At 49.0% G+C, this 12,793-nt stretch carries 14 protein-coding genes; 6 read left to right on the forward strand and 8 right to left on the reverse strand.

Annotated features, from left to right (window positions below; genetic code table 11):
* Positions 1–7: 7 nt before the first annotated feature.
* The 5 genes from B9G79_RS08955 to B9G79_RS08975 form a co-directional block, all read right to left on the reverse strand.
* On the reverse strand, positions 8–1,156 hold the full coding sequence (locus B9G79_RS08955; RefSeq protein ID WP_088565216.1) for an outer membrane protein assembly factor BamB family protein: 1,149 nt from the start codon (positions 1,154–1,156) through the stop codon (positions 8–10).
* 12 nt (positions 1,157–1,168) lie between these two features.
* A complete protein-coding gene (locus B9G79_RS08960; protein ID WP_088565217.1) occupies positions 1,169–1,975 on the reverse strand; it encodes a tetratricopeptide repeat protein in 807 nt (268 codons plus the stop codon).
* Between the two features lie 200 nt (positions 1,976–2,175).
* A complete protein-coding gene (locus tag B9G79_RS08965) occupies positions 2,176–3,306 on the reverse strand; it encodes a Glu/Leu/Phe/Val family dehydrogenase (RefSeq protein WP_088565218.1) in 1,131 nt (376 codons plus the stop codon).
* A 113-nt stretch (positions 3,307–3,419) separates the two neighbouring features.
* Positions 3,420–5,162 (reverse strand): arginine--tRNA ligase, encoded by a 1,743-nt coding sequence (gene argS / locus B9G79_RS08970; RefSeq protein WP_088565219.1) that lies wholly within the window; start codon positions 5,160–5,162, stop codon positions 3,420–3,422.
* Positions 5,159–5,749 carry a hypothetical protein gene (locus B9G79_RS08975; protein WP_088565220.1) on the reverse strand — a complete coding sequence of 197 codons (591 nt, stop codon included), beginning with the start codon at positions 5,747–5,749 and terminating at the stop codon, positions 5,159–5,161. Before B9G79_RS08975 ends, argS begins: the two co-directional genes overlap by 4 nt.
* A gap of 383 nt (positions 5,750–6,132) precedes the next feature.
* On the opposite strand from B9G79_RS08975, the gene B9G79_RS08980 reads away from it, so the two are divergent.
* Positions 6,133–6,666 (forward strand): tyrosine-type recombinase/integrase, encoded by a 534-nt coding sequence (locus tag B9G79_RS08980; RefSeq protein ID WP_038449271.1) that lies wholly within the window; start codon positions 6,133–6,135, stop codon positions 6,664–6,666.
* On the opposite strand, the gene B9G79_RS08985 is transcribed toward B9G79_RS08980, so the two are convergent.
* Entirely contained in the window at positions 6,667–6,999 is a 333-nt protein-coding gene (locus tag B9G79_RS08985; RefSeq protein ID WP_088565221.1) for a hypothetical protein, read from the reverse strand.
* Between the two features lie 192 nt (positions 7,000–7,191).
* Between B9G79_RS08985 and B9G79_RS08990 the strand changes: the two genes are divergently transcribed.
* From B9G79_RS08990 to B9G79_RS09005, 4 genes are read left to right on the forward strand one after another with little or no spacing between them, the layout of a single operon-like run.
* Positions 7,192–7,803, forward strand: a complete 612-nt coding sequence (locus tag B9G79_RS08990) for a 2OG-Fe(II) oxygenase family protein (RefSeq protein WP_088565222.1) — start codon at positions 7,192–7,194, stop codon at positions 7,801–7,803.
* A gap of 1 nt (position 7,804) precedes the next feature.
* Entirely contained in the window at positions 7,805–8,551 is a 747-nt protein-coding gene (locus B9G79_RS08995; protein WP_232469303.1) for an ABC transporter ATP-binding protein, read from the forward strand.
* The gene (locus B9G79_RS09000) at positions 8,548–9,309 is read left to right on the forward strand and encodes an ABC transporter permease (protein WP_088565224.1); all 762 of its coding nucleotides are present in this window, start codon (positions 8,548–8,550) and stop codon (positions 9,307–9,309) included. Before B9G79_RS08995 ends, B9G79_RS09000 begins: the two co-directional genes overlap by 4 nt.
* Positions 9,306–10,238, forward strand: a complete 933-nt coding sequence (locus B9G79_RS09005) for an ABC transporter substrate-binding protein (RefSeq protein WP_088565225.1) — start codon at positions 9,306–9,308, stop codon at positions 10,236–10,238. The genes B9G79_RS09000 and B9G79_RS09005 overlap by 4 nt, the downstream gene beginning before the upstream one ends.
* Before the next feature lie 4 nt (positions 10,239–10,242).
* On the opposite strand, the gene B9G79_RS09010 is transcribed toward B9G79_RS09005, so the two are convergent.
* Complete coding sequence (locus B9G79_RS09010; RefSeq protein ID WP_088566829.1) at positions 10,243–11,562, reverse strand: solute carrier 40 family transporter; 1,320 nt, start codon at positions 11,560–11,562, stop codon at positions 10,243–10,245.
* Positions 11,563–11,597: 35 nt separating this feature from the next.
* Between B9G79_RS09010 and B9G79_RS09015 the strand changes: the two genes are divergently transcribed.
* Positions 11,598–11,858: a metal-sensing transcriptional repressor gene (locus tag B9G79_RS09015; protein ID WP_015091117.1), complete on the forward strand. Its 261-nt coding sequence runs from the start codon at positions 11,598–11,600 to the stop codon at positions 11,856–11,858.
* A gap of 45 nt (positions 11,859–11,903) precedes the next feature.
* Here B9G79_RS09015 and B9G79_RS09020 read toward each other — a convergent pair whose 3' ends face one another.
* Positions 11,904–12,767: an alpha/beta fold hydrolase gene (locus B9G79_RS09020; RefSeq protein ID WP_088565226.1), complete on the reverse strand. Its 864-nt coding sequence runs from the start codon at positions 12,765–12,767 to the stop codon at positions 11,904–11,906.
* Positions 12,768–12,793: the final 26 nt, after the last annotated feature.

Raw genomic sequence — 12,793 nt, forward strand, 5'->3', positions numbered from 1 at the left:
CTTACTCCTAAAAGTAAGGGGTTCTGATCCAACCGGCGTCAATTGCATAAAGATTCGCTTCACCGGAAATAAAGTAAACTCGACCCGCCTTTTCATCCACTTGCGGGGAGGAAAGGATTCCACGGCCTGGCTCGAAAGATCCCACTTCCGTGCCGGCATTGGCATCCAGGAAGCGCAAAGAGCCCTGGGATTCACCGAACACCAGCACCCCTTTATAGGTCCTTACTTGCGTCGCAATGCCGTCCTTCAGCTTATAAGACCACAGCTTATCACCAGACGCTTTATTCAAAGCCTGAACTTCGCCATTGGTCGTTGGATAGATCAGCTTATCGCCCACAACAGTGACGCCGCTATAGCCGCCACCATCAATACGCCAAACGACTTCACCTTTGTCTGCAGAAAGACAGTAAAGCTTGTCGTCATAACCAGCCACATAAAGCTGATTGCCTTCAACCACCGGGGTCGCGTCAATGTCACGGAAGCGCTTGTTGCGGTTCAATTGCACTTCCCACAGGGAAGAACCCGTTTTCGCATTCAAAGCCACCACGGAACCGTCAGAGAAGCCCACGTACAAAGTGCCGTTGTTTAAAGCCGCCTGACTGCCGCCACGGATAGAGAACTGGGAGGTGTCCTGGCGGGAATACAACCAGACCTGATGCCCTGTGGAGGCGTCCAGCGCATAAAACACGCTGTTGCCCGCAAGGAAGTACACAATGCCGTCTTCCAACAAAGGAGCGGCCAGGTTTTCAGACTTGGTATTGAAGGTCCACTGGACTTTGCCGGTGCTGGCTTCGATAGAATAGAAGTTTCCATCGCTCGCACCCACAAACAGACGATCCCGGATCAGCGTTGCACTGGGTTCAGCGCCATTTTCAATCGGCAGTCTCCAGCGCTCCTGGCCATTGTCGCGGCTATACGCCACAATGCCGTCCAGACCATTCCCCTGAATCACCAGATCGCCGGCCAAAACCGGCGTCATACGGTTGATCTTGCGGAAGCCCAGATTGTCTTTTTCAGTGGTGCGACGGATCCACGCGGCCTTGACCTCGTACTCACGCTTGCTGTTGTTTAAAGAGCTCCATTTCTCCAAACCAGAGTTCAAAGTGGTGCATCCCACCAGCGTCAGCAATAGAGTTCCGAACAGGACAATCTTCATGAATTCCCCGGATTAAAGGTTCTTCTTGGCTTTAAGCAAACGCAGGTATTTTTGCGCTTCTTTGGCTGCCGCGAAGTCAGTTGTGTTCATGTCTTCTTTTTTAGCGATCTCAGTGTAAAGCGCTTCCGCTTTCGCCAGATCATTCATGGATTCAAAGCAAAGACCCATGCGCAATTTTGCTTCATCATGAGCAAATGCCAGATTTTTGGAGTCAGCCAGTTTCTGCCATTTTTCAACAGCCGCTTTGCAATCGCCTTTGTCAGCCTGAACATTTCCAGTCTGCATCAGCACCAAAGCCGTCAGAACGTCACCGCTTTTCAAGCCCGGCTCGACTTTCGCCAATACCGCAGCAGCTTCATCGTTCTTTTTGTAAGTCAGATAGATTTCACTCAGGTTCAAAGCTGCCATTTGAGCTGCTTTGGTTTTAGGGGCGTCATTGATGAAGGACTCAAAGTTCGCCACGATGGTGCCGTAGTCCTTTTGCAGGTCACCCGACGCTTTTTTAGCCGGATCGAATGCAGGAACATTCTTTTTGTCTTTGCTTTGCGCATTGATCTGCTCCGCGCGAGCTGCTTCCTCAAAGCCTTGCTTTTTCGCGCTATAAGCTTTTTCCAGAAGGAAGTACTTTTCCTGTTGAGCAGTTTCTTTCTTTTCAGACAGGTGGCTGGCGATGGAATAACCCACACCCAACACGATGAAGGCAGCAACGGCTGCGATTACAATTTTGGAGTGACCAGTGGTCCAGACAAAACCTTTTCTCAAAGTTTGAGTGACCTGATCCGGGGACTTCAAATCGTCTTTAGAAATTTTAGTGCTCAAGATAATTCCTCGCTGTTAATAAATACTTACGAGGAAAGATTGTTCTTTGGTCCAGAGGGGATGTCAAGAAAACGGGCCGTAATGAATGCTATCACTCGGCGCATAAAAAAAGGGGTCTTTCGACCCCAATTTTAAGCTGCTTCAGCTTACACGCCTTCCGGCGTTTCAGCTCTGCCGGACGAGGCGAAGCTCTGCCGCTACTAGCGATTGTGCACTTCACGCAGCGTGGTGAACGCACGGGAAGATTTGCCTGGGTGGCGCTGTTTCAGGCGACCAATTGTGTTGATACGCTCTTCAGCCAGACGGTCCGCAGCGGTGTGGGTACCGATACCATCACGTTTTGCGATTTCGTAAACTTTAAGGATGTTGTCGTAAACGCGTTTTGTCTTTTCGAAGGCGCGCTCTGGAGAGTAGCCCTCAAGCTCAACGAATACGTTCATCAGACCACCGGCGTTGATGACATAGTCTGGAGCGTACAGGATGCCCAGTTCTTTCAACTGGTCACCGTGACGGGCTTCAGCCAATACGTTGTTCGCGCCACCAGCGATAACTTTGGTTCTCAATTTAGTGATGGACTGATCGTTCACGATCGCGCCCAATGCACAAGGAGCCAGGATGTCACATTCTGTGAATAGAATGTCATCAGAGCTCACAGCTTTCGCCCCGAACTTGTCAGCCACGTTTTTAGTGCGGTTCATGTCGATATCAGCCACTGTGATCACAGCGCCTTCTTCAACCAGGTATTTTACCAGATTGGAACCCACGTTACCCAGACCTTGAACGGCGATATGCAGGCCTTTCAAAGAGTCTGTGCCGAACTTTTCTTTAGCGGAGGCTTTGATACCCATCAAGACACCGTGTGCAGTGTATGGAGATGGATCGCCGGAACCACCGAAGTCCTTAGGGATACCAGTCACCCAAGGAGTCTCCATGTAGATGTGTTCCATGTCCTGAACAGACGTACCAACGTCTTCAGCAGTGATGTATTTACCATTCAGAGAGTTCACGAACTGACCGAAAGCACGGAACAGACCTTCAGACTTTTGTGTCTTGGGATCGCCGATGATAACTGCTTTACCGCCGCCCAGATTCAGGCCGGAAGCAGCTGCTTTATAAGTCATACCTTTGGACAAACGAAGAACGTCAACAAGAGCCTCGTCTTCATTCTTATAGTTCCACATACGGGTGCCGCCAAGTGCAGGCCCCAAAGAGGTGTTGTGAATAGCGATGATCGCTTTCAAACCAACATGAGGGTCGTTACAGAAAACAACCTGCTCATGATCACCATGCTTAGAGATAATCTCAAAAGTTCCCAATGTAGGCTCCTTCATTTTTGAATTGCCGAAAGATCATGGGTCCAATTGAGTAAAAAGACTAGCGTTAATGCGGGGTATTAGCTCAGGCCTCCAAATTTTCATTTAGAGGCCCTTTTTCTCAATTATATCTACATTTTTTCCGGTGCTGGCATACCAAGAACCGCCAGACCATTTTTCAGAGTCAAACCGACAGCTTCACTCAAAGCCAGACGGGCTTCACGTGTTGCCACGTCAGCCTCGGTACCGATCGGGCATTCGTGATAAAAGACGTTAAAGCTCTTCGCCAGATCATACAAATAAGTGCAAATCGCCGAAGGCTTGAAGTTTTCCGCCGCCGCCGCAACCGCCGTATTGAAACCGCCCAAAGACTGCATCAACTGTCTTTCTGAAGCATGATTCAAACGACTCCAGTCGATTTTTGCACCTGCAGTGCGTGGGAACTTGCGCCCCAGGCTGGAGATACGTGCGTAAGAATATTGCACAAACGGCCCGGACTCCCCATCCAGCTTCAACCATTCATTCATATCAAAGACGATCTTCTTGTTCGTATCCATGCGAAGCATGCCATAGAAAATAGCCCCTTTAGCCACCTGGCCGGCAATTTTCTCGATATCGGCTTCCGACCATTCGCCTTTATAGCGGCTCAGGTATGTGGTCTTCACGTGATCTTCCATGCGGTGAACCAGTTCACGCAGCGGCACGATATTGCCCTTACGGGAACTCATGGCACCATCCGGAAGCTCGACATAGTTGTACTGAAGGTGGAAGCAATTTTTCGCCTGCTCAAAGCCCAGGATTTCCAGCACGCGGAAGACCTGCTTAAAGTGCAAAGCCTGGCGCATGTCGACGACATAAACGCTCTTTTCAATCTTCACATCTTCAAACTTGTGCTTCGCCAGCAACAAATCTTTCGTCGCGTAAAGACCGGTGCCATCGGATTTCAAAAGCATACAGAAGCCCAATTTCTCAGACTCAAGATCCTTACCGATGGCGCCTTGAGACATCTCAAGCTTGCCCTCAGCATAAAGTTGCTTCACCCATGCCGCAGACGGAGAATCCATTTCAGATTCAAAGTACCACTCATCAAAAGTCACATCAGCCCAGGCATAGACCTTTTTCATCAGATCGATCGACCATTCACGGGTCTCAAGCCACAGATCATAGTAGGGACCGGTCTTGCCTTCCAGTTGATGCAAAATCGCCGTCAGTTCCTGGCGGTTGATGTCTTCCTGAGGGGTGCCGTTTTGATCTTCCAGCAGCAGGTTGGCCTTGGAATACATGCGCCCCAGCCATTCACCTTTTTCAGTTTCAGGCACTGGCTCTTGATTGTGTTTTTTCATGTACCACAGACACTTCGCCACGTGCGTGCCCATGTCACCCGGGAACGTCGAAGAAACAATCTCGCGGCCGCTGTAACGAAGCATGCGAACAATCGCGTCGCCAAGGCACAGGTTGCGCATATGACCCACGTGAAGTTCTTTGTGGGTGTTTGGCTGGGAATATTCGATCATGGTTTTCGGGGATTTTTCCATCAGCGGCTTTTTGAAATAGCTGCCATCCAGGATTGTTGCCAGAACCTGTTCACCATGAGTTTGTTCGTCAAAACGAATATTAATATAAGGACCCGCCGCAACCGCGGTGGCCCCTTTCATTTGAGCCGCCACTGCCGTGGCCACTTGCGGAGGAGCCGCTTTCAAAGCCTTCGCCAAAATAAAACAACCAAAAGCCAAGTCACCCAGATCTGATTTTGGGGGATTTACCAAAGCCTTATAAATATCGTCTTCAGAAGCAGAAAAATCCGGATAAGCGCGGCCAATCGCATCTTTAAGTAAGTTCGTCGCAAGCAATCGAATGGAGTCGTGTTTAATCATAGACCTTTCCAGAAGAAAAATACGCCAGCCCAAGCCAGACCAATAAGAAGGACAACTATACTGATATTTCTGTGGAATTTCAGGTCTTTTTTCAATTCCTGAAGCTCTGATTTGAGCTTTTCCCGTTCAGAAAACACCCCACGAAGCTCTAAAGACAGCTTTTCAATCTCTTCGCGGCGGGCCTGGCGTTCCAAATCGACTTCCTGAAGGGCTTTTTGATGCAGAACCTGAGGGCTTGAACCCAGGAAATAATTGGGCGTGAGCCCGGGGATCTTTTCCCGCAAAGCCAAATACCATTGCAAAGCTCTCCAAATATGCGGGGGAGCTTCATCGCCTTGTTTTACCCAGCGGGTCCAACTGGATGGATCGACCATTAAAAGCTGCGAAATTTTGCGCTGGGAAAGCCCCAAATCACCCCGAATTTGTTCCAGATTGCCGATCTGCCTTTGGATGACAGCCACCTGGGCTTCGTAATTCATACGCAAAGACGTCTTGGATCGGGGGTTCAAATCATCCTCGATAAACCCCTCGTCAAACGCCCCCTTTTGAAGCTGATCCTGATCTGGACCCTGAACCTCACCCTGCATACAAACCCCTTCTGGACCGTTGTGTTTCGCAATATTTGTGTTGTTATTCACAATAAATAGCGTTGTATAATACAGATATCTTTCCAGAAGGGTCTTTATGGGGTCAAGCTAAGTCATTGAAACCACAAAAGAATCTTTCCAAGGGTACCCCAGGCACCCCTTTTTCAAATCCGCCTAAAGCTTATAGTTATAAGCTTTAGTTCTAAATATATGTTATTATTGATGTTTTATAATCGAAATATGGTAGCCTTTTATGTTGACGCGCTGCATATATTATCGATGCATCGCAACTAAACACAAATTATTTACCTATCACCACTTTGGATGCGCCGCGTTGCGAATATCCCCTTGTCAAAGCCATCTCGACTTTTGAATGATGAGTTATGGCCACGGCACCTCGGTATCAACTCAATAAGAACAAATATCTTCTCGCACCCGAATCAGAACGTTTGCGAAAAATCCTCACGGATTTTCAGGATAAGGATCCCCGTAATTGTTTGATGATTTGGACGGCTTTGCGAACCGGGGCCCGGGCTCAGGAAGTTTTAAACATTCAGCGGGCGGATTTGAATCCCTACGATGAAAGCATATTCATTAGAGGTCTAAAGGGGTCGAATGACCGCGAAATTCCAGTCCACTCGGACCTTTTCAGCCGCCTTCATCGCTTCGCCGAAAATCAGGGCGGAACGTCGGTTTTTCCTATTTCGTACAATCGGCTTTATCAGGTCTGGGAAATGTATCGCCCCGTACCAAAGAAGTTTCACGCTTTAAGGCACACGTTTGCGATTGAGCTGTATCAGAAAACGAAGGATTTGCGACTGGTCCAGGTGGCGTTGGGACATCGAAACATCACCAACACCATGGTTTATGCAGATTACGTATATTCTCAGCAAGAGCTACGTAAGTTGATTCTTTAATTACTCTTCCATACCGCGGATTTCAGAAGCCAGGCGGTCAAACTGCTTTTCTTCTGAAGCACGGTGGCTGATCTTTTCCTTTTTGAAGGCCAAAAGGTCTTTTCTGGTTGGAGCATTGTAAGAAGAACCGGAGTTTTCCACCACCACGATACGCTCACGCACTTCCGCCGCTGCGGCTTGTTCGCGGGACGCTTCCAGGTTGTGTTGAACCGTATTATGAAGCTCGTTTTGCGCTTTGGAATTCTCGCTGATCAAAGCGTTGAAATCCGAGATCTTGGCGAAACTGATTGCTGGGATCAGGGTCATTACGGCGATAACTACTTGCTTCTTCATACTTAGCTCCTTGCTGATACAGGCTAATAAAGCAAGGGGGATGCCACCCGGGCAGCAATTCTATTGCTTTAGAGCGCCTCCTTGCGCAAAAGTCCCTTACAACTGTCAAAGAAGTAGCTATCAATTCTTGTAATGACACAGATTTAGACCTATGGTGAAAACACGCAATTACAAGCATTTAGGTGTCTCAAAATGATAAAAACACTCTTCCCCACCTTCGTTTACTATGCTCCCTTGGCGAGCAAAGACAAATCCCTGAACAAGGACCTTAAGCAAGAGTCCCTGAAAATTGCCGAAGTCGATGAAGAAGGTCAGATCTGGTCACAGAAGAACTACAAAGGCGGCTTCACTTCTTACGGTTCCATGAGCCAGTTGCATCAGTTTTCCTCCACCTTTGGGGATCTGGAAAAGGAAATCAACAAACACGTTCGCAAGTTCGTAAAACATCTTGAAATGGACATCGACCCGAAAGAACTGCGCATGTCTTCGTGCTGGGTGAACATCATGCCCACGGACGTGATTCACACCATGCATTTGCATCCACTGTCTGTGATCAGCGGGACTTATTATGTTCAGACGCCGAAAAACTGTTCGGCGATCAAGTTCGAGGACCCACGCCTGGATTCGTTCATGGCGTCACCTCCACGCAAGCACAACGCCAAGGTTCATAATCAGCGCTATCATTCGCTGGAGCCTCAGGAAGGCCACGTGGTGCTGTTTGAATCCTGGCTGCGCCACGAAGTTCCCAAAAATGATTCCGACAAAGAGCGTATCAGCATCAGCTTTAACTACGACTGGGTGTAAAGTGAACGGAGCCCAGGGGATTCAAATTGAAAAACTGAACAAAAGCTTCGGCAAAAGGTCTGTGATTGAGAACATGGATCTTTCAGTCGAGCCTGGCTCCTTCATTTCAATTGTCGGGCCTTCGGGATGCGGCAAGTCCACACTGTTAAGACTTATGGCAGGACTTGAATCCGCCAGTTCTGGCAGTGTGAAACTGACTTTGTCTGACGCCCCCTCCAGTTTTGTCTTTCAGGAACCCAACTTGCTGGCCTGGCGAACCGTTTATGAAAACGTGCATCTGCCGTTTGAGCTGAATCATGCCTTTAAAAACCTGCCGGATGAAGAACGCAAAAACAAAGTCCTGGCAGCACTTAAGAAAGTCCACCTGACAGAGGCCCAGCATCTTTTCCCGCATCAATTGTCCGGTGGGATGAAAATGCGTGTGTCTTTGGCTCGTGCCCTGGTGAATTCACCGAAGCTTTTGCTGATGGACGAGCCCTTTGCGGCTTTGGATGAAAGCACCCGCTTTGAAATGCAAAACCAGCTTCATGAACTTTGGCATTCCGAACGCATGACGGTCGTGTTTGTGACGCATTCCTTGTTTGAATCTGCGTTTTTGTCGGAACGAGTGGTGATGTTAAAGGGGCAGGGAGCGCCCATCGTCTTTGATCAAAAACTGGCGCTGCCAGAAAGACGGCAGGAACACTTAAGAACCTCAGAAGGGTTCAACAAGATCGTTGAAGGTCTTTCTGAAAGGCTGCGCGCATGAAACGTTTTCTGCCGGCCTTTGTCAGTTTTGTCGTCTTGACCTTAAGTCTTGAAATCCTGATTCGTGGCGGGTGGGTGAGTGAGACTCTGCTGCCCTCCCCTTCCACCATTGTTGCAACTTTGCAAGAGCTTCGCGCTGACTTTGCGGTCGCCTTCAAGGAAACCCTGATCAATGTTCTTGCGGGATTGGGTTTAAGTGTTCTTGTGGGTGGTTTGATTTCCTTTGTGTTTTCATTGTCGGAAACATTGAAGCGGGCCATTTTGCCGTTTGCGGTGTTTTTCCAAACGGTGCCGATCATTGCGATTGCGCCTTTGCTGGTGATCTATTTCGGCTTTGGTGCGCCCACCGTTATTGCTTCAAGTTTTATTGTTTCATTGTTCCCGATCATCGCCAACACCCTGATGGGTCTTGAAAGTGTCAGCGAATCACAAAAAGACCTCTTCAGAATCTATCGCGCCACCCGTTTACAGACTTTGTGGAAGCTAAAACTTCCCCGTGCGTACAGCTATATCTATTCCGGCCTTAAAATCTCGACGGGCTTGTCGATTATCGGCGCCATCGCCGGGGAGTTTGTGGCTGGCGGGGGCCTGGGGGCCTTGATTGATTCCGCGCGCACCCAGCAGCGGGTCGATATTGTTTTTGGCGCTCTTTTGTTATTGTCCCTGATGGGTCTTCTGTTAATGGGCTCATGGGCTTTGCTTCACAAATTAATACTCAGCCGCCGTCCGCTGGCTTCCGCTACACAAGGAGATTTATGAAAACCATGATCACCCTTTTAATTTCTGTATTTCTGACTTCAGCAGCTTTTGCCGCCAACACGCCTGTGACTTTGGCCTTAAACTGGAAAGCAGAGCCTGAGTTTGGCGGCTTCTATGCAGCCTCTTTGCAGGGGTTCTATAAAGCACAAGGTCTGGATGTAAAAGTGCTTGAAGGTGGCTCTGGAACGCCGACTGTTCAAATGCTGGCGAACAATAAAGTGGATTTCGCCATCGTCAGCGCGGATGAGCTGATTATTTCCCAGGACAAAAACAAAGTGAACAAGGTCAAGGCCCTGTTCGCGGTTTATCAAAAGTCCCCCTACATCGTAATGACCCACGCGGAAAGAAACTTTAAAAGTCTGAAGGATGTTTTCACTAATGAAGGCTTCTTATCCATGCAATCAGGCCTGCCCTATTATCAGTTCCTGGTGCAGAAATTCGGAAAGCCGAAAGTCCGTGTCGTGCCTTACTTGGGTGGCGTCAGCAACTTTGTGAATGACATGACTTTTTCCCAGCAGGGCTTTATCACCATTGAGCCTTTAAGCGCGGAAAAAGCCGGCGCCAAAGTGAAAAACTTCCTGATTGCGGATGAAGGTTTTAATCCTTATCTGGTGGTTCTGGCGACCACCGAAGAGACCTTGAAGAACAAACCCGAACTGGTGCAAAAAGTTCTGACCGCCACTCGTGAAGGCTGGGCCCAGTACCTGAAAGATCCCAAAGCCACCAATGAACACATGGCCAAATTAAACAAAGCCATTGATCTGGAAACTTTCAACAAGGCCGCTGATATTCAAAAGCCTTTGATTGAAACAGCCGGCGTCACGGTGGGCTCCATGAGCGATGAACGCTGGGACACTCTGGTTCAGCAAATGAAAAAACTAAAACTGATCAAATCGACTCCGAAAGCCTCGGACCTTTACCTAAAATAGGTCTTCAGGATTCAACCGGTTCAGCAGATCTTAAAGGTGCCCTCTGCCTGCTGGACCATTTGATAAAGACAACATTCGCAACAAGCACCGCAACCAGCGACAAGTAAACCAGATACTTAAAGTCTTCCGTTCGCGGCAGCAAACTTCCGGCCGCAAATAAAATCAATGTGGCAGACGTTGTTGTCAGGGAACTTAACGAGTTCAATTCCCCGCGACGACCTTCCGGAATAAGTCTTTGGCGGAGTTCAAACTCCCCATTGGAAAATCCATAAAGTCCCACCCGCGAAAGCAGGATACACCCCAAAAGTATATAGACCGATGCTGCAGATCCCATCGCAAAAGCGATGATCCCGATTGTCAGAGTCAACCCCTGAAAGCCCAGATGCCATCTTGAACTGGTGATGAGTCCCAGGCGGCGGACCAGATAAGGAAAACTCACAGTGGAGATCAGGCCAAAGAGAGCACCCAGCCCACGGAAAAGACCGATCTCTGCCTCTGGAAGTCTCATTTCATCTTTTAAGTAGGCGGCCAACAAAACTCCATGCGGGCTTAAAACCGAAAGCCACAACAAGGCATAACTTAAAATCAGCCAGAAAATGGGATCCGCGAAAGAACTGCGCAGATTGATTTGAAAGGTTTCCCTCCAGCTTTGCATCTGAGCAAGAACCTTGACCTTCAATTCTGATTTTTGAATAACATTCTTTAAAAGGAAATACTCAGGAACAAAGGATATCAAATTCCAAAGACCTATAAGGAACAAACCCGCCAGCGGAAACTCTGCTGGGTGAAATGCAAACAAAGTTCCGGCCAGAATAGGCGCGCCCACTTCGGTGGCCAGATCAATTCGCCGCAGCCAACTGTTGAACTGGGTCAGCTTTTCCGGTGCCACCAGGGACGGAGCCAGATCATTCCCCACAGATATATCAGTGATTTGGGATCCCAGCGAAGCCATCACGCCTGACGACGCCAGGACAAAAAACAGTGCGACAGACAGCCACGACTCACGCCCCCCATCACGAACAAGACTGTCCAGCATTCCAAAAAACACCATGCCAGCCAGAATGGCAAAGAACTGCAGCCAGACTCCCCACTTCACCACCTGAATGCGGGGATGAGTGTCGATCCATTTTCCACTGGAAGGGGTTAAAACGACGGTCCCGATCTTCACTATAAGATAGTAAAACGCCGCGACCTGCAGCTTCCCGGGAAAGATCACCAACAAAGCAAATGGCACGACAAAGTCCCAGGCCTGATCGCCGGATCTGGTTAACAATCTTCCCAACAACAATTGAGTTTCAATTCGGAACAAGCTCTGGACTTTCATTGACATCCCATCCCCCGGGAGGGGATACTAGATTCATGTCACACAAAAAGCAACACGCAAGTCATGAGGATGTCTCTAAACGTCTGAAGCGCGCCAAAGGGCACCTGGAAACAGTCATTAAAATGATTGCCGACGAACGTGCCTGCGTTGATGTGGCCCGCCAACTGCACGCGGTCACCAAAGCCCTGTCAGCGGCAAAAAGCGTTTATATCCACGATCACATCGAGCACTGCCTGGACGGCAACCACAAAGACCTTGATTTGGATGAGATCAAGGAAATCACCAAATATATCTAATAAAGAAGGCCCCCCGCCAACTGCTGAGGACCTTCGAATTCAGCTTCACATCGCGCGGGCATCAAAACCCAGTGGAGCCTGCTTGAATTGATGTTTCAGATGACGTTCCACTTTACCCACGAAGGTGCGGATGTTTTCGGCGACCTCTTCAGGTTGTTCGATCACAAGGGCAAAGCCAGCGTGGTGGATGGTTTTGTATTCACCGGCTGGAAGAGCTTTCGCCATTCGGCGGTAAGCTTCCAGATTGGAAGGTGAATCCTCATCACCCGCCAGAATCAGAACCGCACAATGGACTTTATTCAGTTCTTCGCTCATGTCGGTGCGACGGAAGATTTGCAAAGCAGAGTCCATTTCCTCTGGTTTCATGTGTTTGATGTGACTCAGCCATTTTTCGCGACGGCTGACTTGAATTGGATCTTTGGTGGCGCGGAAGGTGTCTCCGAACCACATTTTAGCGAAGTCATTGACTCCGGCTTTCATGCCTTCTTTCTTGATATTGGCGACAAAGCCTTCCATGGCTTTGATTGTTTCATCGCTTTCACCCTCAGCGACCGCACCCATCAAAGTGCAGCTTTTCAGCAGATCAGATCGACGGATGGCCAGTTGCAGTCCGATATAGGCTCCCAGACAGTTTCCCACAAAGTGGCAGGGTCCAACACCCAGTTGTTCAATAAGTGCCGCCACGTCCTTGGCGCCGCTTTCCAGGCTGGGACTGACAGTGTGTTCACTGCGACCCAAGCCGCGGTGATCATAGGTGATCACACGATAATCGTCCGCCAGGATGCGGGCGATGGGCTCATAAACAGTGGTGTCTGTATAAACAAGAGGACTCAGCACAATGCTGGGGGCGTCTTTGGGGCCATGATCTTCATAGTAATACTCATGTCCATGCAGTTTTAAAGTAGCCATACAGACCCCCTTTTGCTTCCAATTAA

The organism is Bdellovibrio bacteriovorus (assembly GCF_002208115.1).
GTDB lineage: Bacteria > Bdellovibrionota > Bdellovibrionia > Bdellovibrionales > Bdellovibrionaceae > Bdellovibrio > Bdellovibrio bacteriovorus_C.